Source organism: Nocardia sp. CA-084685, assembly GCF_050955785.1.
Taxonomy (GTDB): Bacteria; Actinomycetota; Actinomycetes; order Mycobacteriales; family Mycobacteriaceae; genus Nocardia.
Genome location: NZ_CP192094.1, coordinates 8,268,425 through 8,291,061 on the forward strand (window position 1 = coordinate 8,268,425; position 22,637 = coordinate 8,291,061).

Consider the following 22,637-nt stretch of genomic DNA (forward strand, 5'->3'; position numbering starts at 1 on the left):
CGACCGGTGGAGGTGCGATGGTGAATCTGTCCACCTTCCGGGCTGATGGGCGACAGCTCACCGCACTGGCCGCACCGATCGCGCTCACCCAGCTCGCGCAGATCGCGGTGTCCACGACCAATATCGCGCTGATGGGCACACTCGGCGTGCGCGAGGTCGCCGCGGGCGGGCTGGCGATGGTGCTGTTCAACCAAATCCGCACCATGTGCGTCGGGCTGATCACCGGCACCGGCAATCAGATCGCGTCCTCGGTGAGTGCCGCGGATAAGCGCGGCGAGTCCGCGGACGGTGAGGTCCGCGATATCGTCCGGTCGAGTTTCCTGATCGCCACCTTCGCCGGGATCATCGGCGGTGCGGTGCTGATCGGACTCGGCTGGTCGCTGCAGTGGCTCGGCCAGGACGCGGGCGTACTCGCCGACGCGCGACCACTGATGCTCGCCCTCGCACCCGGACTGCTGCCCTGCCTGTGGTTCCAAGTGCTGCGGCAGTACACCGTCGGTATGCAGCGTCCGCAAGCGCTGCTGCTGGTCACCCTCGGCTCGGTGGCGCTGAACCTCGTACTGGCCCTTATCTTCATGCACGGCTGGGTCGGACTGCCAGCACTGGGATTGACCGGCATCGGCATCGCGTCCTCATTGGTCCACCTGATCACCTTCGCCGTGTTCTCGGCGATGGTGCGCGCCGATGCCACGCTCGGTGCGACGCTGCCGCGGCGTCCGTGGCCGGTGCACATACAGACCATCCAGGCCGAGCTCCGACTGGGTACGCCGATCGCACTCACCTACGGTTCGGAGGCGGGCATGTTCTCCGTGCTCGCCCTGGCGATGGGCAGTATCGGACCGGCCGCGCTGGCCGCGCACAATGTGGTCTACCAGATCATCTACATCGTCTTCCAGGTCGCGATCGGCCTGTCGCACGGCGCGTCCATTCTGGTCAGCCATGCCGTCGCGCGTGACGAATTCGGCCACGCCCGCGCGCTGGCATGGCTGGCGCTGCAACACGCGGGCATTGTCGCCGCGCTCACCGGCGTGGTCTATATCGCCGCGCCGAAGCTAGTGCTGAGCCCCTTCCTCGAACCGAGCGACACCGCGACGGTGGAGCTGGCCCGCTCGCTACTGCTCATCGGCGTCGTGCTCCAATTCTTCGATGCCGCACAGAACATCGGTACCGGCCTGCTGCGCGGTCTGAAGGAAACCAAGGCAGGCTTCCGCCTGTCCCTGGTCGGCTATTGGCTCGTCGGCCTGCCCACCGCGCTGCTGCTGGCTTTCCCGCTGGGCCTCGGCGCCGCGGGGGTCTGGTGGGGTCTGACCGCGGGCCTGGCAAGCACCGCCATCCTCATGCTCCGCCGTTACTTCACCCTGCTCGATACCGCCGCCTCCGCCCGCCCCCATCCGCTCCCACAATCCCTACCCACCCCGTCCTGACCTCGTGAAATCCGGAGTCAACGGGCGGTGGAAAAGTGTTGTGCAGCAACCTGATAGCGTGCGGGGAATGCGGCAGAGCCTGGCATTGAGTTGTGAGCGGATCTCCGCTGAACTGCTCGACCACTTCGACGGGGTCGGGATGGTGCGCGGCGAGTACGTGTTCCGCGCGGCCGGGAAATATCCGACGCCCGAATCGGTTTCGGGTTACCTCGTGCCGTACCTGCGCCATATTGCGAAACGGACCAGCGGAACCACGATCTGGTATCGAACGATGGAAGCCGATACCGCCGAATGCAATATCCTCGACGGCGTCGAAGAGATCATCGACGAGCCGCATAAACTGCTCGGCCTGCGCGGTATTCGCCGAGCGCGTCGCTTTCCCGACGCATTCGTCGCCGAACTCGAGGGCATTGCGCAGGTGCGCGACGAGGGCGCGGATATCGGCGTGCTTTTCCCCTTCGTCACCTATGTCGACGAATTGCAGTGGGCTATCGAGCAAACCAGGGCCGTGATCGGCGACTGCCCGGTCGCCACCATGATCGAGATACCGTCGCTGCTGCTCGAGGTCGACCGGGTGGTCACCACCGGAGTGTCACGGGTGGTGATCGGCTGCAACGATCTGTCCTCGCTGCTGCTCGGCCAAGCCCGCGCCACACTGCGCCCGGTTCGCCCCGTACCGCCGCTGCTGCGCGCGATCGAGCGCGTCACCATGGTGGCCGCCGCCGCGGGCGTGCGGACCGCGGTCGCGGGTTATCTGCATCCGGACCTACTCGCGGCCTGCGCTGACCTCGGCGTCGACGAATGCGTGCTGCACTACTCCGATCTGCCCGAAGTGCTGGGTGAACAGTTCGCGGACCTACCGGATCTCGATGTGCTACAGGCGATCAAGCGCAAGACCCGCGCCGCGATCACGCTGTACGAGGCGGAGCGGGCGGCCGGATCCGATCCCGACCACCCGCACGCCCATCAGACGTTGACGCCGTAATCGCGGGCGATACCCGCGAGCCCGGATGCATAACCCTGACCGATGGCACGGAACTTCCATTCGTTGCCGTACCGGTACAACTCCCCGAACACCATGGCGGTCTCGGTGGACGCGTCCTCGGTGAGGTCATACCGGGCCAGCTCGGCGCCCGTGGTCGCATCGACCACGCGGATGTAGGCGTTGCGGATCTGGCCGAACGACTGGCCGCGTGCATCGGCGTCGTGAATGGAGACCGGGAAAAAGATATTGGTGATCGTCGGTGGCGTCGCCGCCAGATCGACATTGATCACTTCGTCATCACCTTCGCCCTCGCCGGTGAGATTGTCACCGGTATGTTCGATCGTGCCCTCGGGCGAGCGCAGATTGTTGTAGAACACGAAGTGCTGATCCGACAGCACGCGCTGGTTCGACCCGGTGGCGAGCGCACTCGCATCGAGGTCGTAATCGGCCCCGGTGGTCGTTCGCACATCCCAACCGAGCCCGACCGCAACCTTGGTGAGGTTGGCGGCCTGCTTCGACAGCGAGACATTTCCGCCTTTGGCCAATGTGACGCTCATGATCCCCTTCCATTCGACGCGTTCGCGCCGCCTTTCATCACGATTATTACTCTGTACCGGACTGGTTGTGCCGGTTCAGTTCTGGATATCGGCCCAGGCGCGCAATGTCTGCACGCGCCCTTCGAGCGCATGCAATTCGCTCGCGTCCAGTACGGTGCGCTCGATTCCGTGCGCCACCGCGAAGGCCGACTGCCGGTGGTCGTCAATGACTTCGACATCGATCTGGACCGCGACATAGTCTGTCGCACCGGGCATTTCCTCGGCGATAACACTCGCCTGCCCGCGCGCGCACAGCGCGACATTGCCGCCGCCGAGAATCAGCAGTGCGACATCGGGCCGTTCGCGTAGGCGGGCCAGCGAACCGCGATCGAATTTCAGGCTCAGCAGGATTCGCCGATCACCCGCCCGCACCGGCCAGGACACCGGAATCGCATGCGGCGCTGGATCGGTGGTGACCAGCACCGCGATCGTCTCCTGGGGCCATTCCGGGAGTACGTCCAGTTCGGGATGATCGGCCGTAGAGTGCTCTTGACGTTGCACGGGGCTCGCTCCGGCTGCCATGTTCGTCACCTCTTGATCGCTGCAACGCGGCGGGCTGTGCCACGTTGCCCGCAAGTCTAAGGTGCTGTGTCCCTTGTTCGCTGACGCTGCGACCTTTGTCCGAAGTGCTCTCAGCCACCTCTCAGGACACCGATACGGTGTCGTAGCGTCCCGACGCCAGCTCCTCGAGGATTATGCGGTGAGGCTATCCTCATCCGAAAGGGACAATTCCGCCCAGGCACCTGTCCGGGACACCACAGCCCTGTCCGGTTGACGGGCCGCCACAAGTCGATGCATCATTTCTGACAGCACTCTGTTCAGCAGATGCTTCTCCATTTCGCCGGCCGACGACTGTCCGGCCCGGCGTGCTGCTCCGGTCCTGCTCGGCCGCTGTGCCGTGCCCGCACCGACAGCACTACCCCAAGCAGACGCGATGGCGTCCGGCCGTGAGTGAGGTGAGAACGACATGGTGTACCGATCGTCTGAGACTCGGCTGATCACTTCGTTCCTGCACTACGGCATCGTCCCGAACTTCTGAATTCGGCCGCGCCGGGCGCGGCAGCCGAGGACGGCGCCGACGGCGTCGTCCGCAGCGGTGCTCGGGTGTAGCGCGGCACCACAGGACATTTCGGCACATATTCGGACGTGGGAGCAGACACATGGTTGATATCGGGGCAATGGATTCCGAAGCGGTCGATATGGTGGCGTGGCCGACGGCGGGCAATCTCGTCGTCTCGCCCGCGATGCTGGACGATCTGGGTTATCTGCGGGGCGAGTTGGCGGCAGCGGAGGTGCCGTTCCTGCTGATTCGCGATGGCGAACACCGGCTGGCACTGGCCGCGGATGCCGCACACCAGAAGATGGTGCGCCGAGTCACGGCCGCCGCGATCGCCGCGGGTTTCGCGTGTGCCGAGGTGGGGCACAATGTCTTTCGGTTGAGTCGCGATGCAGATCCGGCGCATTATGTGGATCTGGAGCTGTGGGAGTACCACGGCGACACCGTCGAATGCCCGCGGCCGAACGCCTTCACCCGCACTGTGTTCGACCTAGCCGATGTCCAACGCACGGAAATCCGCCTGTTCGAACGCAATTGGCCGACCCTGACGGATATGTTCGCGCCACAGCCGACCGATGTCGGATTCGATATCGATCTGGTGTTCTCCTGGGTCGATGGCACCGATCCCGAATTCCGGGCGCGCCGTGCCGGAATGCTCGCCCAGGTAGTGGTCGGCGAGGGTGATGGCGCGGACGCTCGAATCCGGCAGATCGACGAATTGAAGTACGCACTGCGCTCGGTGTACAAGAATGCGCCGTGGATCCGCCGGATCTTCATCGCGACCGATTCCGCGGTACCGGAATGGCTCGACGAGCATCCGCGGGTGACGGTGGTGCGTGCGGTCGATCACTTCAGCGATACCAGCGGCCTGCCCACCTTCAATTCCCATGCGGTGGAATGCCAACTGCAGCATATCGATGGGCTCAGCGAACATTTCCTGTACTCGAACGACGATATGTTCTTCGCCCGACCGGTGCGTCCATCGATGTTCTTCAGCCCGGCCGGGGTGAGTCGGTTCATCGAGGCGGGCACCCGCATCGGACCCGGCCGAAATAACGAGCGGCGCAGTGGTTTCGAGAATGCGGCGCGGGTGAACCGGGAACTGCTCGCCGGGCGATTCGGACATGTCATCACCCGGCATCTGGAACACACACCGGTTCCATTGCGGCGCAGCGTACTACTCGAAATGGAGCAGGAGTTCGCGACCGAATTCGCACGGACCAGGGCGAGCAGATTCCGTGCGGCGACCGATATTTCGGTGACCAACTCGCTGTACCACTACTACGCCATGCTCACCGGGCGCGCGGTGCCCCAGGAGACGGCGCGGATGCGCTATGTCGACACCACCAGTGAACGTGGGCTCGCGCTGCTCGACGGACTCGCGCGACATCGGGATATCGACTTCTTCTGCCTCAACGACGGCAGTTTTCCGGAGGTCGCGGAGGCCGACCGGGTGCGCGTGGTGTCGGAGTTCCTGGCCGTCTATTTCCCGGACCCCGCGCCGTGGGAACGGGTCAGTGCACGGCCTCGTCATCTTCCGGAGTCTGCGCCTGGCGCCGCATGACTCGCGGAATGCGTGCGGCGGGCGGGATCACGATGCCCTCCTCGGCGAGCTTGCGCGCCGCCTCTTCCGGGGTGGATGGCGAGCCGACGGTCGGGCCGCGATCGATCGGGACCACCGAGTGGACGATGGTGTCCGGGTAGATGTGCACGTAGTTGAAGGCCTGGGCGCCATCGCGGCCGCGCAGGCCGCCCTCGGCGACGGCCAGATCCTGGCTGTAGCAGGTCGCCGAGGCGACCGAGACCGGGATGCCCGCGAAGGTGGCGCTGGTCGAAAAGTGCAGGTGTCCAGCAAGTATCGCGCGCACATCGGTGCCGTCGAGCACATCGGCCAGCCTGCGCTGATCGCGCAATTCGACGGTGACGGCGAGATCGAGCACGCACGGTACCGGCGGGTGGTGCATCGCCAGGATCGTGCCGAAGGGCGCTGGTTCGGCCAGTAGCGATCGCAGCCAGGCCAGCTGTTCGTCACGGATTTCGCCGTAGTGGTGGCCGGGGACGCTGGTGTCCAGGGCGATGATGCGCAGGCCGTCGATCATGTGCACCCGGTCCAGCGGCTTCGTCGACGGACGCTCACCGAGCAGGGTACGACGCAGTTCGCCGCGATCGTCGTGATTGCCGGTGACCCATACGATCGGCGCTCGCAATCGGCGCGCGAACGGTTCCACGATGCCGCGCAGCTTCTCGTATGCGTCGGGTTCGCCCCTATCGGTGAGGTCACCGGTGAAGACAATCGCGGTCGGGCGGATACGGCTGGCCGCGGCCTGATCGAGCAACTGTCGAAGACGCTGATTCGCGTCCACGTCGCCGTACAGCGCGTCGTCGCCGCCGATCAAATGGGTATCGCTGAAATGGAACAGCACGTGATTCGGTCGCGGGTGCTCCGCGACTCTGCTGGTGGGCACCGGACCGAACGTCCTCCCCGGCGGATTCGCCCGCCATTGGCTTCGGGTTCCATCGCCAGGATAGCGAAGCCGTATTGACAGACCGCCAGCCCACGGTGACAAACTGCTTGCGGGTAGGTGAGAGTTCGGTGTCATTGGAGCCCGCCGCAATCCGTTGACTGAGGACCCGGGACTGCAGCCCGCAACGGATCCCGCGCGAAATTCGACTCGCGCTGATTCCGTGAGCGAGCACCCTCGTCGTCGAGCACTGGGGGTTCGTCGGCACGCTCGAGGTCGAGCCGGATTCAGCCGAGAAGTCCGTGCGGAGGGGCCTTAGCAGCGATCCTCGACAACGGTCCGATCGTCGCTGCTGAGACGTCGGCGCTCACTTCCTACCGAGGGCGTCGGCGGTGCGGAGGGCGTCCAGGACCATGGGTGTGTCGACGGGAAAGGGTTCGTTGTGGATGGTTTCGCCGGGGGCGGTGGCACGGGTGGCGATGGCGGTCAAGGTTCGGTTGTCGGGGTCGGTCAGGCCGAGGGCGGCGAAGGTGGTTGGTAGGCCGACCGATGCGCAGAATTCGAGGACCGTTGAAATCTCTTCGGTGGGAGCGCCTTCCAGGACCAGCTGGGTGAGGACGCCGAAGGCTACCTTTTCGCCGTGCAGGTACGGGTGGGTTCCGGGGGCGGCGGTCAACCCGTTGTGGATGGCGTGCGCGGCGGCGAGGCCGGAGGATTCGAAGCCGAGGCCGGAGAGCAGGGTATTGGCTTCGACGATGCGTTCGAGGGCCGGGGTGACGGTGTGGTTGCGCACTGCGGCGAGTGCGTGGGTTCCGTCGGCGAGCAAGGTGTTGTAGCAGAGCTCGGCCAAGGCGGTGGCACTGCGGGTGGATGCGCCACCGCGCATATTCCGGACTCGGGCGGCACTGCAGGTCCGCGCCTCGAACCAGGTCGCGAGCGCATCGCCCATTCCCGCGGTGAGCAGCCGCGCCGGAGCATGCGCGATAGCGGAAGTATCGACGAGCACCAAGGCGGGATTGCGCCGAACCAGCTGATAGGCCTCGAATTCCCCAGCGTCGGTATAGATCACCGACAACGCACTGCACGGCGCATCACTGGATGCCGTAGTAGGACAACTGATCATCGGCAGTTCCAGGTCATCCGCCACCGCCCGCGCCGTATCGAGCACCTTGCCTCCACCGGCCCCCATGACCACCATGCTCCCACTCTCCCGCACGGCCGCGCTCACCCGCGCGATCTCCGCCCGACTGCACTCACCCCCGGACCGATGCACCGAATACTCGATCTTCGCCTCGGCCAGCGACTCCCGCCACGTCTGTGCCAACAATCGATACGCACTCGCCCCCGCCACGATCATCACCGGCCCCCCGATCCCCAACCGCGTCATCTCCGCCCCGAGCGCCTTCGTCGCATCTCGCCCCTGCACATAGTGCCCCGGCGAAGAAAACACACTCAGCATCTGCCACCTCCCGATCCCGGGTACCGCCGATTCGCCCATACCCCGGCTGCCCGACAGCCGACTCCGTATCGCAAACGCTACGCGCCCTATAACCCCGCCGGCCGCGGTTGAGCCATCAAGCCTCGATGCCAAGTGACCGTCACCGGGCTTCTCGGCCCCCGGCTACTGCGACCAGTACTTGCGCCAATCGGCAGCCGACAAAGGAGCACGTTCGCCGCGGGCGGCTTCGGCGGCGTCTTCGGTGGCGCGGATTTCCGATGCGAAGGACAACGTTGCCTTGCGAAGGCGTTCTTCGGCGCTGTCCTCACCGCCCAACTGGACAGTGCGAAGGGTACCGGGGATCAGGTCTTCGGGCAGGCCCGCCTTGAGACTGCGAGAGCGGATCTTCTCGGCCAAGGCGAGGGCAGGTTGGGCCATGGCTATGCCGTCGAGGCATGAGCGGCGGGACTTTTCCGCGGATTTGCGTTCCTCCCAGGCTTTTTCCTGGGCGGCGATTTTTTCGGCGATGGTGGCCGACGGGTCGATGGGCTCGTCGGCGAGGTGCGGGCTGCGGTTGACGAGTTTGGTGACCAGCGCGGCGGCGACATCGTCGACAGTGAATTCGCCTGCGGCCTGGGCGATCCGGGAGTGGAACAGCACCTGCAGCAGCAGGTCGCCGAGTTCTTCCTTGATGGTTTCGGCGTCGTTGTGCTGGATGGCGTCGAGCAGTTCGTAGGTTTCCTCGAGCAGGTAGGGACGCAGCGAGTCGTGGGTTTGCGTCACCTCCCAGCCGCCGAAATTCCACAGCCGGTCCATCACCTCGACAGCGCCCGCCAGCCCTGCCGCCACCACGGCGGTATCGGTGCGGCCCGATACCGTGGACGCCCGCCCCGACACCGAGTGATCCTCGATTCGTCCAGCCTCCGCCGCCGCATGCCGGGCGGCCCGAAGCACGGCCTCGTCGCGGTTCGAACTCATCGAGCCGCCGTGGCTTCGGTGGCGACCCGCAGCTCGACGAAGCCTTTGGGCTTGCCATCCAACTGCAGCAACAGGTCGGCAACGAATTGCAACAGGACGACGTCGCGCACCCGGTCCGCCCCCACACTGTCCTCCACCCGAGGCAGCGGCAGTTGCACAACCCCACTTGCCGCGCGATAGCCCGCGCTCGGGTACAGGCGCTTCAACCGCATCTGCTTGGAGTCGGGCAGACTCATCGGCGAAACCTTCAATGTGGTTCCGGTGACCGCGATTTCGGTGACATCGTATTCGCGGGCCAGCAGGCGCAGTTTCGCCACCGACACCAGCCGGCCGACCTCGACGGGCAGCGGCCCGTACCGGTCGACCAGTTCCTCGACAACCGACTCCAGCGCCGGACCATCTTGCGCCGCGGCGAGTTTGCGATAGGCCTCCAACCGGAGCCGATCGCTGGTGATGTAGTCGGGTGGAATGTGCGCATCCACCGGCAGGTCGATGCGAACCTCCTTGACCTCCTCGGTGGTGATCGGCTTACCGTCGGCGGCGGCCCGATAAGCCTCCACCGCCTCACCGACCAGGCGCACATACAGGTCGAATCCGACACCGGCCACATGCCCGGACTGTTCGGCGCCCAGCACATTTCCGGCACCACGGATTTCGAGGTCCTTCATGGCCACCGCCATACCCGCTCCGAGATCGGAATTCTGCGAAATGGTGGCGAGCCGGTCGTAGGCCGTCTCGGTGAGCGGCTTCTCCGGCGGGTAGAGGAAGTACGCGTACCCGCGCTCACGACTGCGGCCGACGCGCCCACGCAACTGATGCAGCTGCGAAAGTCCCAGAGCATCCGCGCGTTCCACGATCAACGTATTCGCATTGGAAATATCCAACCCGGTTTCGATGATGGTGGTACAGACCAGCACATCGAATTCGCGCTCCCAGAACCCCTGCACGGTCTGTTCGAGCATGTCCTCGTTCATCTGACCGTGCGCGACCAGCACCCGTGCCTCGGGCACCAGATCCCGAATCCGCTTGGCCGCCTTATCGATCGACGACACCCGGTTGTGCACATAGAAGACCTGGCCGTCGCGCAGCAGCTCACGTCGAATCGCCGCGGTCACCTGCTTGTCGTTGTACCCACCGACATAGGTGAGCACCGGATGCCGCTCCTCCGGCGGGGTGAGGATGGTCGACATCTCGCGAATGCCCGCCAGACTCATCTCCAAGGTGCGCGGAATCGGCGTAGCGGACATGGTCAGCACATCGACGTGCGTTCGCAGCGCCTTGATGTGCTCCTTGTGCTCGACACCGAAACGCTGTTCTTCGTCCACGACGACCAGGCCGAGATCCTTCCACCGCACCCCCGTCTGCAGCAGCCGATGCGTGCCGACCACGATATCGACGGAACCGTCGGCCATCCCCTCGAGGACAGCCCGGGATTCGGCCGGATCGGTGAAGCGGGACAAACCCTTCACGGTCACCGGGAATCCGGCGACGCGTTCGGTAAAGGTCTGCAGATGCTGTTGCGCCAGGAGAGTTGTCGGCACCAGCACGACGACCTGCTTACCGTCCTGCACCGCCTTGAAAGCGGCGCGCACGGCGATCTCGGTTTTGCCGTAGCCGACATCACCGCAGACCACGCGGTCCATCGGGACCGCCTTCTCCATATCGGCCTTGACCTCGGCGATGGCGGTCATCTGGTCGACGGTCTCGGTGAACGCGAACGCGTCCTCCATCTCCTTCTGCCACGGACTGTCCGGACCGAACGCATGCCCCGGTGCCGCTTGGCGCGCGGCGTACAACTGCACCAGCTCACCGGCGATCTCGCGAACCGCCTTGCGCGCCTTGCGTTTGGTATTCGCCCAGTCGGACCCGCCGAGCTTGGACAGACTCGGCATCTCACCGCCGACATAGCGCGAGAGCTGATCCAACGATTCCATCGGCACGAACAGCCGGTCACCCGGCTGGCCACGCTTACCGGGCGCGTATTCGATAACCAGGTACTCTCGCCGCGCCCCGCCGACGGTGCGCTCGATCATCTCCACGAACCGGCCGATGCCGTGCTGATCGTGCACCACCATGTCCCCGGCATTCAGCGCCAGCGGGTCGACCTGGTTGCGGCGCTTGGCCGGTAGTCGCTTCCCCTCCGCCGGCGCGGTGACCCGGTTGCCGGTGAGATCGGATTCGGCGACGACAACCAGACCGGCGTCATCGAAGACCAACCCGTCGTGCAGCGAACCACACAGCACACCGACGAGTCCGGGTGCCGGTTCGGCACCGGCTGCCAGCGCAGCCGCGGGCACCTCGGCATCCGAGAGACGTTCCAGAATGCGTTGCGCCGTACCCTGACCCGCGACGACCACGACCGCGCGCCCACCGGTCAGCACATGCGCGCGCAATGACGCGAAGATCGTCGCTACCAGCTCATCGGAGCCGCGCGCGGCCGGACCGGCCAGCACCGGCAGCACGACCTCGGCGGGATCACCGGAGGTCAGCGGACTCAGCGTCCACCAGGGCAGACCGTGTGCGTTTGCGCTGTCATGGATTTCGGGCAGCGCACGGTAACCCGAGGCGGCCAGATCGAGTCCGTGCCCGCCCAGCGGCGCCGCACCGCCGAACGAAGCCGCGGTCCACGATGCCTCCAGGAACTCCTCACCGGTGCGTACCAAATCGGCGGCGCGGGTGCGAATCTTCTCCGGATCGCACAGCAGCAGCTGGGTGCCCTCCGGCAAAACCTCGGTGAGCAGCCGCAATTCGCCGGGCTGCAGCACCGGCAGCAGCGCCTCCATACCTTCGACCGGAATGCCCTCCGCGAGCTTCTCCAACATCTCCACCAGCGCCGCATCGGCGGCGTTGGCCACCGCGACCTCGGCGGCACGATCGCGAACTGCCGGGGTGAGCAAGAGTTCTCGGCACGGCGGCGCGACGACCACATCCACCGTCAGATCGGTCAGCGAGCGCTGGTCGGCGACCGCGAAGGGCCGCAGCTCGGTCACCTCGTCGCCCCAGAACTCCACGCGCACTGGATGATCCGCGGTCGGCGGGAACAGATCGAGGATGCCGCCGCGCACCGCGAACTCACCGCGCTTACCGACCATATCGACGCGGGTGTAGGCGAATTCGATCAGGCGCAAGAGCAGTTCATCGAAGTCGAACTCCGCGCCGACGCGCAGCACGATCGGTTCGATATCACCGAGGCTCGCGGCCATCGGCTGCATCAGGGAACGAACGGTCGTCACCACGACCCGCAGCGGTTCCGGGAATACCGGGTCCGCCCGTCCGTCGCCCGACCACCGCCCCTCATCGAATCGCTTCGCGATGCCGTAATCCTGCGCGAGCCGCCGCAGCACCTCGAGCCTGCGGCCCACAGTGTCGGCACCCGGTGACAGCCGCTCATGCGGCAGCGTCTCCCACGACGGGAACTGCGCGACCGCCGCGCCGAGGATTTCCTCCAGCTCAACCGTCAGATCATCGGCTTCCCGCCCGGTGGCCGTCACCACCACCAGCGGCCGCTGGGCCGCGATCGTCGCCGCGACGAACGGGCGCACCGCCGACGGCCCGACCAACTCGACCGGCGACTTCCCGACGAGGTCAGCGACGGTCCGCAGGGCCGAATCGGCCCCGGCCACCGCGGCCAGTCCGGCAAGAGGTGGACGGTGGGTGGACATCGAACACTCCCTGAGCTCGGGCGGGGTTTAGGACAGCCAACCGAGTCTAGGCTCCCCCGCCTCCCCGAGTCCGCTGCCGGTCGTCAGCTGCCACGACACCGTCGTAGCGGGCCAGCGGTCGCGCGGGAAGTAGAGTTCTGGGCGTACCCGACGAGTTACCCATGCGCTCACGAAATCAGTCGACCAGTCACAACCTACCAACGCCCTGTGACAAGTTTTATGGCACGTAGCGGCGTAGGCGGCGGGCGGCGAATTCGCGGAAGTACGAGAGCTTCTCCGGGGGCACGATCGACGGGAGCAGGAAGTACCAGGCCCGTTCCATCCGCGTCGCCATCTGATCGATCGAATCGGTGCCGACCGCCGTGATATGCACGCCCGCGGTCATTTCCTGCAGCAGCAGGCCGATCACCTCCGCGTCCAGGTCGGCCTCCAGGTCGCCCTGGGCGATAGCCCGCTCGGACAGGACACGGTAGGTATCACCCCAGGTCTTGGCGATATTGTCGCCCTGGGCACCGCGGTAGTCGCCGATCTGATGGGTCAGCTTGAGCATCGCGCCGACCATCGGATCATTCATGGATAGGTCCGCGACGACATAGGTGATCCCGATACATGCCTCGAGTGCGGGCACCCTGGGATCGAAGAAACCCTGACACGAACTGACCAGGCGTTCATTGCCCTGGTCGACCACGGCGCGCGCTAGCTCTTCCTTCGAACCGAAGTGAAAGTACAAGGCGCCCTTGGTCACGTTCGACTGCGCGATGATCTCGCTCAGGCTCGCATTCGCATATCCCAAGCGCAGAAAGACATCGGCAGCGCCCGCCAGGACGGAATCGCGGGTGATCTCCGCGCGCGCTTGCCTAGCCATCAGATCCGCCTGTCATCCTTAAAACCAGCCATCCTGAAGTAGACCGACATCCCGAAGTAGACCGACTTACCGCTCGAACAGCACCCTGAGGATGGGTGAACCGTACCACCAGGCGAGCGCCCGCCAGGGAATTCGAGCATTCGGACCGGCATACCGCGCAATTCATTGGCTAACAATGCGGTCAGTCCCCCGTACCGGCGCGCCATTCCGAGCTCAGCTGCGGGTGGGCTTCCAAATGGCTGAGTCCGTTCCAGCACAGATTCACCAGATGTGCCGCGACAACCTCTTTCGACGGTGTGCGCTCATCCAGCCACCAGGTGGCGGCGGTCGAGACCATGCCCACCAATGCCTGCGCGTACAAACCGGTCAGACTGGTATCGAAACCGCGACGCTCGAAATCGCCGCCGAGAATATGCGCGACCTGGTTGGTGGCCTCGTTCAGCAGGCTCGAGTAACGGCCCTCCGCGGTAGCTGCGGGCTGATCGCGCACCAGGATTCGGAATCCGTCGGTGCGTTCCTCGATATAGGTCAGCAGTGCGAGCGCGACCCGTTCGAGCCGGATCCTGGATCGGTTCTGCGTGAGCGAGGAGGTGATCATGTCCAGCAACATCGACATCTCGCGGTCAACGACAACGGCGTAGAGCCCCTCCTTGCCGCCGAAGTGTTCGTACACCACGGGTTTGGAGACCTGGGCCCGCTGTGCGATCTCCTCGATCGATGTCGCGTCGTAGCCGCGCTCGGCGAACAATGCGCGACCGATCTCGATCAACTGCTGCCGCCGCTGAGTTCCCGTCATCCGCGGCCGGGACACCTTGGGCGGCTCACTGGAAGACACCGTCCCGCCTCCTCGCGCATGCCAATAGTCGTCGATACCAACTGTTCCAGACAGCTCTTGGTTCCCTGCCGTCACCCCCGGTCTCGCCAGCGCGACAACTGATCTCGCATGAACGTGGGTAACTCGTCGAATATGCCCAGAATCCAGCCCCTACCTGGCCGCCGGCCCGCGACGAACTGTCGGAGCACCCAATGGCCGGCGAAAGTTCCGGGGAAGCGTTCGCCCAGATAACGCGACCGGTGTGAACAGGTTGCGGAGACGGGTATGCACTAATTCGGCGAAGCAGTTCGACTAACCGGAGGTCTTCATGCGAGGATTCATGCCGTGCCGCTGGCGCAGCGGCGGGTTTCGCAGATCCGCCGGTGTGACGATCCGCCGTAGTGTAATGGCAGCACCTCTGATTTTGGTTCAGATAGTTCAGGTTCGAGTCCTGGCGGCGGAGCACACCGGCACGATGGCTTATCGTTGGCCGCGCACATCGCTGACCAAGCACGACGACAGCGCGCGCGCTGACCAAGCACGACGACAGCCCCAAGCACGATGACAGGCAGCCGAGGGAGATCCATGCCACAGCAGACCGCCGTCGTCGTTCTCGCAGCCGGTGCCGGGACGCGAATGCGGTCGAAGACTCCTAAAGTGCTGCATTCGCTGGCCGGTCGAAGCATGCTCGCGCACGCGCTGCATGCGGCCAACGAGATCGACCCCGCGTTCCTCATCACCGTGGTAGGACACGATCGGGAACAAGTCGGCGCCGCGGTCGCCGCCGTCGCCGCCGACCTCGGCCGCGAGATCACCACCGCTATCCAGGAACAACAGCTCGGAACCGGCCATGCGGTGCAATGCGCGCTCGCCGCTGTTCCCGAAGATTTCACCGGTGACCTGCTGGTCACCTCGGCCGATGTGCCACTGCTGGACGGACACACCCTGTCCGCGCTGCTCGACGAACACCGCAGCTACACCGAACGTTCCGCGGTCACCGTGCTGACCTTCGAACCGGACGATCCCAACGGCTACGGCCGCATCGTCCGCAATGCCGACGGCCAGGTCACCGAAATCGTCGAACATACCGACGCCACTCCGGCGCAGTCGGCGATCACCGAGGTCAATTCGGGTGTCTACGCCTTCGACGCGACCGTGCTGCGCACCATGATCAGCCGCCTGTCCACCGCCAACGCCCAGCATGAGCTGTACCTGACCGATGTGCTGCGGCTGGCTCGCGAGGCTGGACATCCGGTGCACGGCGCACGGTTGCTCGACGCGGCCAAAGTCACCGGCGTCAACGACCGGGTGCAGATGTCGGAGGCCGCGCGCACGCTCAACCGCTACATCCTCGAACGGCATATGCGCGCCGGGGTCACGATCATCGATCCCGCGACCACGTGGGTCGACGCGAGCGTGCGGATCGCAAGGGATGCCGAAATCCGGCCGGGTGTGCAGTTACTCGGTGGCACCGTCATCGGTGAGGACGCGGTGATCGGACCGGATTCCACACTCACCGATGTCATCGTCGGCAATGGCGCACACGTTGTTCGCACCCACGGTGATCAGGCCGTGATCGGCCCCGGTGCGAATATCGGGCCGTTCAGCTATCTGCGTCCCGGCACCGTCGTCGGCGATTCCGGCAAGCTCGGCGCATTCGTCGAAACCAAGAACGCATCGATCGGCGCGCACTCCAAAGTGCCGCACCTCACTTATGTCGGCGATGCCACCATCGGTGAGCACAGCAACATCGGCGCCTCCAGCGTTTTCGTCAATTACGACGGTGTGAAAAAACATCACACCGTGGTCGGCTCGCATGTGCGGACCGGCAGCGACACCATGTTCGTCGCGCCGGTGACGGTGGGTGACGGCGCGTATACGGCGGCAGGTACTGTGCTGCGTAGAAGCGTTCCGCCGGGGGCACTCGCGGTTTCAGGCGGCCCGCAGAAAAACATTGAGGGCTGGGTGCAGCGCAACCGTCCGGGGACGGACGCGGCACGGGCGGCGGCGGAAGCCATCGCGACCAAAGAGATGTCGGGTCAGGCAATCGAGCAAAAGGATGGCAAACAGCAGTGACCGCGTCATGGATCGACAACCAGAAGAACCTGATGCTCTTCTCGGGACGCGCCCATCCTGAGCTGGCCGAGCAGGTGGCCAAGGAACTCGACGTCCACGTCACACCGCAGACCGCGCGTGACTTCGCGAACGGCGAGATCTTCGTCCGGTTCGAGGAGTCCGTGCGCGGTTCGGATGCCTTTGTGTTGCAGAGCTTTCCGGCTCCGCTGAACCAGTGGCTGATGGAACAGCTGATCATGATCGACGCGCTCAAGCGCGGTTCGGCCAAGCGGATCACCGCGGTGCTGCCGTTCTACCCGTACGCCCGTCAGGACAAGAAGCACCGCGGCCGCGAGCCCATCTCCGCCCGTCTGGTCGCCGATCTGCTCAAGACCGCTGGCGCGGACCGCATCATCACCGTGGACCTGCACACCGATCAGATCCAGGGCTTCTTCGACGGCCCGGTCGATCACATGCACGCGCAGCTGCAGCTGGCCGAGTACGTGCGCAACAACTACAGCCTCGAGCACATCACCGTGGTGTCCCCCGATTCCGGTCGGGTGCGCGTCGCGGAGAAGTGGGCCGACTCACTGGGCGGCTCGCCGCTGGCGTTCATCCACAAGACCCGCGACCCGCTCGTGCCGAACCAGATCAAGGCCAACCGCGTGGTCGGCGAGGTCGAGGGCCGCACCTGCATCCTGATCGATGACATGATCGACACCGGTGGCACCATCGCCGGCGCGGTCAAGGTGCTCAAGGCGGCCGGCGCCGGTGATGTGGTCATCGCCGCGACGCACGGCGTGCTGAGCGATCCGGCCGCCGAGCGCTTGGCGAACTGCGGCGCCAAGGAGGTCGTGGTCACCAATACACTGCCGATCAGCGAGGAGAAGAAGTTCCCGCAGCTGACCGTGCTGTCGATCGCGCCGCTGCTGGCTCGCACGATTCGCGAGGTCTTCGAGAACGGTTCGGTTACCGGACTTTTCAACGGCAACGCCTAGATTGCTCGACCGTCTCCTCGGATACTCAGGCCACCAGCTGCATACAGGCCCTGTGTCGACTGGGTGGCTGATTCTCGGGCTTGCTCGATGAGTTGCCATGTGCTCGGGAAACCAGGCGTTACGTGGAAGTTTGTAAGAATGGCGGCTCGGACATGGTCCGGGCCGCCATTGCCTTACCGCTGCCGTTTGCCCGCGACGCCGAGGGGGATACTGGGGGTATGGACCGTGACCCGCTCGATATGGACATGGGGGACGACGACCAGGAAGACGAGATCCGCGCATACCGGCGCAATGTCGAGGATCCGCCCGATGACCTGCGCATTCGCTACCGCGAAAATGACGATGACGGTCGACTGGGCATCGGTGAAGAACTCGAACAGGAGTGGACCCCGCGTGGTCAGAAATCCGAACTCGCCGAGGAGGACGAGCGGCCGGCCGAGGTCGCCGCGATAGAGATCGTCGACGATTCGGACCTATAGCTCGCCGACCGGACGATACGAGGAGAGTTCGATGACCACTCCGCAGCATCCCGAGCGAGACGATGCTTCGCCCGAGAAACCGGCCGACAAAACGAACGAATCCGAGTCGCTCGAACCCTCGGGCACCGCTTGGGCCGCCCCGGCCTCCAGCGGACCGTGGGAGGCGCAACCCGTCGAACCCGCCGAGCCGCTGCCGGCCCAGCCCGCTGTTGGGGATTTTTCGGCGCGTCCATGGAGTGCTGGGCCGGGCGCGCAACCACCGGCCCAGCGCGCGGCCGCCGAACCCGCCCCCGATCTCGTCGCACGACCGCAACCGTCGAACCCGGTGTCGGGTGACCCAGCGCCGGAGTGGGCGCAACCGGAGCCGTGGGATGACGCGAGCGCGGCACGTTACGACCAAGACCGGCCCGGCACCGTCTATCCGCCGATCAACGATTCCACCACGCCGACCACGCTCGGCGGCTACCCCCAAGACTCCGCACAGTCGTACACACCGGGACCGCGATCGGGTTCCCAGCCGCTGTCGATCATCGGCTTCGTCTGTGCGGGCATCTCATTGCTCTTCTGCCCCTACCTGTTCGGCCCGGTCGGCATCATTCTGGGGATCATCGGTCACAAAAAGGGCGAATCCCTCGGTAAATGGGCCGCCATCGCATCCGCCATTTCCCTGATCATCGGAATCATCCTTTTCTACGCCGTCTTCAGCGGGAGCATGATCCCGGACACCGAATGACCATGTGCTGGATAAGCGTCCCAGCGAACGGCAGCCGGCGGGGTGGGCAAGGCTAGCGGGATGGCAGCAGTCGGCGAAGCCAACCGGGTGAGTACGGCTAGCGTGGTCAGCATGAGTCGATTCGGTGGGTTCCCACTCGCAGGGCTGGACTTTTACGAGGATCTGGAAGCCGATAACTCGAAAGCCTTCTGGACCGCCCACAAAGATGTCTATGAGGAGTCGGTCAAGGCGCCGATGGTCGCCCTGACCGCGGAGTTGGAGGCGGACTTCGGGACCGCCAAGATCTTCCGCCCGTACCGGGACGTGCGCTTCTCCAAGGACAAGGTGCCCTACAAGACGGCACAGGGCGCGGTGGTGAGCGTGGCACCGGGTACGGGCTGGTATGTGCAGATCAGCGCGGCCGGACTCTTCGTCGGCGGCGGATTCTATGCGGGATCGCCCGCCCAGATCGCCCAGTTGCGCGCCACGATCGATGACGAGGTCCGCGGGCCGGAACTCGAGGCGATTCTGGCCGAGCTCACCAAGGCTGGATTCACCATCGGCGGCGAGCAGCTGAAGACCAGGCCGAAGGGGTACGACGCCGACCATCCGCGCATCGATCTGCTGCGGCACAAATCGTTGACCTGCAGTAAGGAATACGGCGCACCGCCCTGGTTGGACAAACCCCGCGCCGCGAAGGAGGTCCGCACCGCCTGGGAGACGATGCGGCCCTTCATCGAATGGCTCGGCGCGGTGGTCAGTGGTGCGCCCGCCCGGACCTAGGGGATGGCAGGCGGTGGGGCGGGCAACCTCAGCCGCGGGCGGCCAGGACCAGGGCGAAGCGGTCTTCCGGATCGGTCCACACCTGTTCGGTCTCGAATCCCGCCGCCGCGAGTTCGGCGTCGAGTCCGTCGATGCGGAATTTGGCCGAAATTTCGGTGCGCAGCTGTTCGCCGCGCGCGAACTGGACGGTGAGGTCCAGCTCGTGGACCGTCACAGTCATATCTTCGGTGGCCTCCAGGCGCATCTCGATCCACTCGCGTTCGGCATCCCAGATCGCGATGTGCTCGAACTTGTCCGGCTCGAAATCGGCATCGAGGCGACCGTTCAAGACATGCAACACATTTCGGTTGAATTCGGCGGTGACACCGGCCGCGTCGGCATAGGCGGGGACCAGCACGGCCGGATCGATGACCAGGCCTGCGCCGAGCAGCAACTGCTCACCCGGCTCCAGCACCTCATAGATGCTGGACAGGAATTCGGCCCGCTCGGCGGGAACAAGATTGCCGATGGTGCCGCCGAGGAAGGCGATCATCCGGCGGCCGCCGCGCGGCAGATTGTGCAGGGTGTCGGTGAAATCGCTGACCACGCCGTGCACCGCTAGGCCCGGAAATTCCACCGCGATCTCCGCGGCGGCAGCCCGCAGCGCCGAGGCCGAGACATCCTGCGGAACATAGGTTTTCAGCGGCCCCTCGGCGGTCAGTGCGGATAGCAGCAGCCGGGTCTTGGCGGCCGAGCCCGAGCCGAGTTCGACCAGGACCTCGGCCTGTGCGGTGCGGGCGATCTCGCCGACGACCCGCTCCAGCAGCGCGCGTTCGGTGCGAGTCGGGTAGTACTCGCGCAGTTCGGTGATCTGCTCGAATAGTTCACTGCCACGGGCGTCGTAGAACCACTTGGGCGGCAGCCACTTCGGGTCCGCGGTTAGGCCGAGCCCGGCATCCCTGCGCAACGCCGAGGTGAGGTCGTCGTCGGATAGATGGATCTCCAGCGTCGGTGCGGTCATAGGAGCGAGCCTTTCGTGCTTGGAACGTCGAGAAGCGGTGTGACGGACAGCGCGCCGGGACGGGCACTGACCAGCTGGCGATCCGGAATCGGCTGCCAGCGCGGGTCGTCGTCGAAGGGTTCCGAGGACAGGATGGCGAAATCATCCGTGACCAGGGCCGATAACGAGTGGTAGACGGTGGTCGCCCACAACTGCTTGCCATCACCCAGCAAGAAATTCAGTCGGGCGCCTGGCGCTTGGGCCAGTACCGCCGCGACCAGCAGATTCAATGCCGCCGGTGCCGCCGCCCACGAACCATCGGGGGTATCGGTCGAGAGCAGACTGCGCAGCAGTACCCAGAGCGTGGCCGAATCGGTCGCGGATTCGGCCTCCAGCAATCGCACCGAGTCGAACAGCTGATTCGCGTCGAGTTCGGTTGCGGTGGAGGCGAACTCCTCGGCGACCGCACTGAGGGCGCGCCGCCAATCCGGCACCACGCCGTTGTGGCTGAATGCCCACCGACCGTGCGTGAACGGCGCACAGGCGTTCCGCTCGACCGGCATACCTATGGTCGCCGAGCGAACCGCCCCCAAGACCGCCCACGACGCCAGTTGCGGCAGTACCTCTTCCACCGCCGGATCGGTCCAGATGGGTGCGGAGTTGCGATACCGGCTGACGGACACCCCGTCCTCGTCACGCCACCACGCCACCCCGAACCCGTCCGCATTGATCGTCCCGCCCCCGCGCATATCCTTCGGCGCCCACGCCTGGGTTCGCAGAGAATGCGAACCGAGCGTCAACATGTCGCCCACGCGCACGGGAGGCCCGATATAACCGAGTTGACGACACATCAGTGCGCACCTCCCACCATCGCGCGTCGGACGCGGGCCGGACCGCTAGTAGCCCGTTGTGACGACTCGGCCGAGTGCGCGCCAATCGAATTCGACTGTGCCTCAGCACTCGATACCCTCACTCGCCCTCGCCTTTTCGCAGGTCGCGGGCCAGGCGGAAGCCGGAGAAGATCTGGCGGCGGATGGGGTGGTCCCAGTTGCGGAAGGTGCCGCGGCAGGCGACGGGGTCGGTGCCGAAGGAGCCGCCGCGCAGGACTCGGTAGTCACCGCCGAAGAACACATCGGAGTATTCGGCATACGGGAAGGCGCGGAAGCCCGGATAGGCCTCGAAGCCCGATGCGGTCCACTCCCATACATCGCCGATGAGCTGGTGCACACCGGTCGGGGAGGCACCGGCCGGATACGCACCGACCTCGGCGGGTTCCAGGTGCCGCTGCCCGAGATTCGCCGTGGCGGAATCGGGTTCGGTATCGCCCCACGGGTAGCGCCGGGACGTGCCGGTCGCCGGGTCGAAGCGCGCCGCCTTCTCCCATTCGGCCTCGGTAGGCAGGCGCTTACCGGCCCAGTTGGCGTACGCCTCGGCCTCGAACCAGCAGACGTGCACCACCGGCTGCTGCGGACGCACCGGTGTCATCACGCCGAATGCCCGACGCCACCAGTGTCCGGCCGGATCGCACTCCCAGAACTGCGGCGCCATCAGGCCCGCCTCCTGCCGGTGTGCCCAACCCTGTTCGGACCACAGCTCGGCCCGCTGGTAACCGCCGTCGGCGATGAAAGCCTGGTACTGCGCGTTGGTGACCGGTGCGACATCGATGGCGAAGGCGGGCACGTGAACCGGATGCGCCGGGCGCTCATTGTCCAGTGCCCATGGGTCGGTCGAGGTACCCATGACGAATTCGCCTGTGGGAATGACGACTTCGCCAGCGACCGGAGTCGCCGCCGAGGGCGCGTCCGGTGCGGAAAGCACGGCCGGGCCGGTGCGCAATTGATGGGTGGCGAGCATGGTCTCGTCGTGCTGCTGCTCGTGCTGGGCGATCATGCCGAAGGCGAAGCCGCCGTCGACCAGCGGATCGCCGCGTAGAGCGTTGGTTTCCAATACATCCCACACCTTGTCGCGCACCGTGCCGACATAGCCGCGGGCCTGGGTGGGGTTGAGCAGCGGCAGTTCGGGGCGGTTGGCGCGCGCGTGTTTGAAGGCGTCGTACAGCTGGTCGATATCGGCGCGCACCGCTTCGCGGCGGCCGACATCGCGCACCAGCCAGAGCTCTTCCTGATTGCCGATATGGGCGAGATCCCAGACGAGCGGGCTCATCAGTCGCGAATGCTGGGCGACCAGCTCCGCTTCATCGAGGGTGGTGAGGCCGGTGGTGCGATCCCTTGCGCGGGTGAGCACTTCGGCGATCCGGTCACGCAATTGTTCGGTGCCGGAATTATCCGTTGCGGGGTACTGAATGGTCACGATGGGTATCTCCGGAACTCGTTCTGGTCGGCGACTCGAT

General features: G+C 65.4%; 19 protein-coding genes and 1 tRNA gene. 9 read left to right on the forward strand and 11 right to left on the reverse strand.

Annotated features, from left to right (window positions below; translation table 11 throughout):
• The first annotated feature begins 17 nt into the window (after positions 1–17).
• On the forward strand, positions 18–1,424 hold the full coding sequence (locus ACQP2U_RS36410; protein ID WP_433711689.1) for an MATE family efflux transporter: 1,407 nt from the start codon (positions 18–20) through the stop codon (positions 1,422–1,424).
• 67 nt (positions 1,425–1,491) lie between these two features.
• Positions 1,492–2,409, forward strand: a complete 918-nt coding sequence (locus tag ACQP2U_RS36415) for a putative PEP-binding protein (protein ID WP_433711690.1) — start codon at positions 1,492–1,494, stop codon at positions 2,407–2,409.
• Here the strand turns inward: ACQP2U_RS36415 and ACQP2U_RS36420 are convergent.
• Positions 2,391–2,966: a TerD family protein gene (locus ACQP2U_RS36420; protein ID WP_364384267.1), complete on the reverse strand. Its 576-nt coding sequence runs from the start codon at positions 2,964–2,966 to the stop codon at positions 2,391–2,393. The genes ACQP2U_RS36415 and ACQP2U_RS36420 overlap by 19 nt on opposite strands.
• A gap of 75 nt (positions 2,967–3,041) precedes the next feature.
• The gene (locus ACQP2U_RS36425) at positions 3,042–3,527 is read right to left on the reverse strand and encodes a hypothetical protein (RefSeq protein WP_433711691.1); all 486 of its coding nucleotides are present in this window, start codon (positions 3,525–3,527) and stop codon (positions 3,042–3,044) included.
• Between the two features lie 656 nt (positions 3,528–4,183).
• Here ACQP2U_RS36425 and ACQP2U_RS36430 point away from each other — a divergent pair.
• Positions 4,184–5,626, forward strand: coding sequence for a stealth family protein (locus ACQP2U_RS36430; protein ID WP_433716703.1), 1,443 nt, complete (start codon positions 4,184–4,186; stop codon positions 5,624–5,626).
• Here ACQP2U_RS36430 and ACQP2U_RS36435 read toward each other — a convergent pair.
• The 6 genes from ACQP2U_RS36435 to ACQP2U_RS36460 form a co-directional block, all read right to left on the reverse strand.
• Positions 5,577–6,527, reverse strand: coding sequence for a phosphodiesterase (locus tag ACQP2U_RS36435; protein ID WP_433711692.1), 951 nt, complete (start codon positions 6,525–6,527; stop codon positions 5,577–5,579). The two genes, ACQP2U_RS36430 and ACQP2U_RS36435, sit on opposite strands and share 50 nt — an antisense overlap.
• A 364-nt stretch (positions 6,528–6,891) precedes the next feature.
• Positions 6,892–7,983, reverse strand: a complete 1,092-nt coding sequence (locus tag ACQP2U_RS36440; protein ID WP_433711693.1) for a glycerol dehydrogenase — start codon at positions 7,981–7,983, stop codon at positions 6,892–6,894.
• Positions 7,984–8,145: 162 nt separating this feature from the next.
• Positions 8,146–8,778, reverse strand: a complete 633-nt coding sequence (locus ACQP2U_RS36445) for a MazG family protein (protein WP_433716704.1) — start codon at positions 8,776–8,778, stop codon at positions 8,146–8,148.
• A gap of 158 nt (positions 8,779–8,936) precedes the next feature.
• Positions 8,937–12,602, reverse strand: a complete 3,666-nt coding sequence (mfd, locus tag ACQP2U_RS36450; RefSeq protein ID WP_433711694.1) for a transcription-repair coupling factor — start codon at positions 12,600–12,602, stop codon at positions 8,937–8,939.
• A 217-nt stretch (positions 12,603–12,819) separates the two neighbouring features.
• On the reverse strand, positions 12,820–13,467 hold the full coding sequence (locus tag ACQP2U_RS36455) for a TetR/AcrR family transcriptional regulator (protein WP_364341149.1): 648 nt from the start codon (positions 13,465–13,467) through the stop codon (positions 12,820–12,822).
• Positions 13,468–13,648: 181 nt separating this feature from the next.
• The gene (locus ACQP2U_RS36460; protein WP_397037258.1) at positions 13,649–14,263 is read right to left on the reverse strand and encodes a TetR/AcrR family transcriptional regulator; all 615 of its coding nucleotides are present in this window, start codon (positions 14,261–14,263) and stop codon (positions 13,649–13,651) included.
• A 410-nt stretch (positions 14,264–14,673) separates the two neighbouring features.
• On the opposite strand from ACQP2U_RS36460, the gene ACQP2U_RS36465 reads away from it, so the two are divergent.
• From ACQP2U_RS36465 to ACQP2U_RS36490, 6 genes are all read left to right on the forward strand, one after another.
• A tRNA-Gln gene (locus tag ACQP2U_RS36465) sits at positions 14,674–14,744 on the forward strand.
• 122 nt (positions 14,745–14,866) lie between these two features.
• Positions 14,867–16,357, forward strand: a complete 1,491-nt coding sequence (gene glmU, locus ACQP2U_RS36470; protein WP_433711695.1) for a bifunctional UDP-N-acetylglucosamine diphosphorylase/glucosamine-1-phosphate N-acetyltransferase GlmU — start codon at positions 14,867–14,869, stop codon at positions 16,355–16,357.
• Complete coding sequence (locus ACQP2U_RS36475; protein WP_397037153.1) at positions 16,354–17,334, forward strand: ribose-phosphate diphosphokinase; 981 nt, start codon at positions 16,354–16,356, stop codon at positions 17,332–17,334. The genes glmU and ACQP2U_RS36475 overlap by 4 nt, the downstream gene beginning before the upstream one ends.
• A gap of 218 nt (positions 17,335–17,552) precedes the next feature.
• The gene (locus ACQP2U_RS36480; RefSeq protein ID WP_397037154.1) at positions 17,553–17,813 is read left to right on the forward strand and encodes a hypothetical protein; all 261 of its coding nucleotides are present in this window, start codon (positions 17,553–17,555) and stop codon (positions 17,811–17,813) included.
• 31 nt (positions 17,814–17,844) lie between these two features.
• Positions 17,845–18,546, forward strand: coding sequence for a hypothetical protein (locus tag ACQP2U_RS36485; protein ID WP_433711696.1), 702 nt, complete (start codon positions 17,845–17,847; stop codon positions 18,544–18,546).
• A gap of 111 nt (positions 18,547–18,657) precedes the next feature.
• On the forward strand, positions 18,658–19,308 hold the full coding sequence (locus ACQP2U_RS36490) for a DUF2461 domain-containing protein (protein ID WP_433711697.1): 651 nt from the start codon (positions 18,658–18,660) through the stop codon (positions 19,306–19,308).
• A 28-nt stretch (positions 19,309–19,336) separates the two neighbouring features.
• On the opposite strand, the gene egtD is transcribed toward ACQP2U_RS36490, so the two are convergent.
• The 3 genes from egtD to egtB all read right to left on the reverse strand — a co-directional run bounded on the left by egtD (position 19,337) and on the right by egtB (position 22,597).
• A complete protein-coding gene (egtD, locus tag ACQP2U_RS36495) occupies positions 19,337–20,308 on the reverse strand; it encodes an L-histidine N(alpha)-methyltransferase (protein ID WP_433711698.1) in 972 nt (323 codons plus the stop codon).
• Entirely contained in the window at positions 20,305–21,138 is an 834-nt protein-coding gene (egtC, locus tag ACQP2U_RS36500) for an ergothioneine biosynthesis protein EgtC (protein ID WP_433711699.1), read from the reverse strand. Before egtC ends, egtD begins: the two co-directional genes overlap by 4 nt.
• 118 nt (positions 21,139–21,256) lie before the next feature.
• Positions 21,257–22,597, reverse strand: a complete 1,341-nt coding sequence (gene egtB / locus ACQP2U_RS36505; protein WP_433711700.1) for an ergothioneine biosynthesis protein EgtB — start codon at positions 22,595–22,597, stop codon at positions 21,257–21,259.
• Positions 22,598–22,637 lie beyond the last annotated feature (40 nt).

Coding starts and splice junctions, on each gene's coding strand:
- mfd (WP_433711694.1), bottom strand. CDS start 12,602: ATGTCCACCCACCGTCCACCTCTTGCCGGACTGGCCGCGGTGGCCGGG.
- ACQP2U_RS36490 (WP_433711697.1), top strand. CDS start 18,658: ATGAGTCGATTCGGTGGGTTCCCACTCGCAGGGCTGGACTTTTACGAG.
- ACQP2U_RS36445 (WP_433716704.1), bottom strand. CDS start 8,778: ATGGACCGGCTGTGGAATTTCGGCGGCTGGGAGGTGACGCAAACCCAC.
- ACQP2U_RS36410 (WP_433711689.1), top strand. CDS start 18: ATGGTGAATCTGTCCACCTTCCGGGCTGATGGGCGACAGCTCACCGCA.
- ACQP2U_RS36430 (WP_433716703.1), top strand. CDS start 4,184: ATGGATTCCGAAGCGGTCGATATGGTGGCGTGGCCGACGGCGGGCAAT.
- ACQP2U_RS36425 (WP_433711691.1), bottom strand. CDS start 3,527: ATGGCAGCCGGAGCGAGCCCCGTGCAACGTCAAGAGCACTCTACGGCC.
- ACQP2U_RS36485 (WP_433711696.1), top strand. CDS start 17,845: ATGACCACTCCGCAGCATCCCGAGCGAGACGATGCTTCGCCCGAGAAA.
- ACQP2U_RS36460 (WP_397037258.1), bottom strand. CDS start 14,263: ATGACGGGAACTCAGCGGCGGCAGCAGTTGATCGAGATCGGTCGCGCA.
- egtD (WP_433711698.1), bottom strand. CDS start 20,308: ATGACCGCACCGACGCTGGAGATCCATCTATCCGACGACGACCTCACC.
- ACQP2U_RS36480 (WP_397037154.1), top strand. CDS start 17,553: ATGGACCGTGACCCGCTCGATATGGACATGGGGGACGACGACCAGGAA.
- ACQP2U_RS36415 (WP_433711690.1), top strand. CDS start 1,492: ATGCGGCAGAGCCTGGCATTGAGTTGTGAGCGGATCTCCGCTGAACTG.
- glmU (WP_433711695.1), top strand. CDS start 14,867: ATGCCACAGCAGACCGCCGTCGTCGTTCTCGCAGCCGGTGCCGGGACG.
- ACQP2U_RS36455 (WP_364341149.1), bottom strand. CDS start 13,467: ATGGCTAGGCAAGCGCGCGCGGAGATCACCCGCGATTCCGTCCTGGCG.
- egtC (WP_433711699.1), bottom strand. CDS start 21,138: ATGTGTCGTCAACTCGGTTATATCGGGCCTCCCGTGCGCGTGGGCGAC.
- ACQP2U_RS36420 (WP_364384267.1), bottom strand. CDS start 2,966: ATGAGCGTCACATTGGCCAAAGGCGGAAATGTCTCGCTGTCGAAGCAG.
- ACQP2U_RS36440 (WP_433711693.1), bottom strand. CDS start 7,983: ATGCTGAGTGTGTTTTCTTCGCCGGGGCACTATGTGCAGGGGCGAGAT.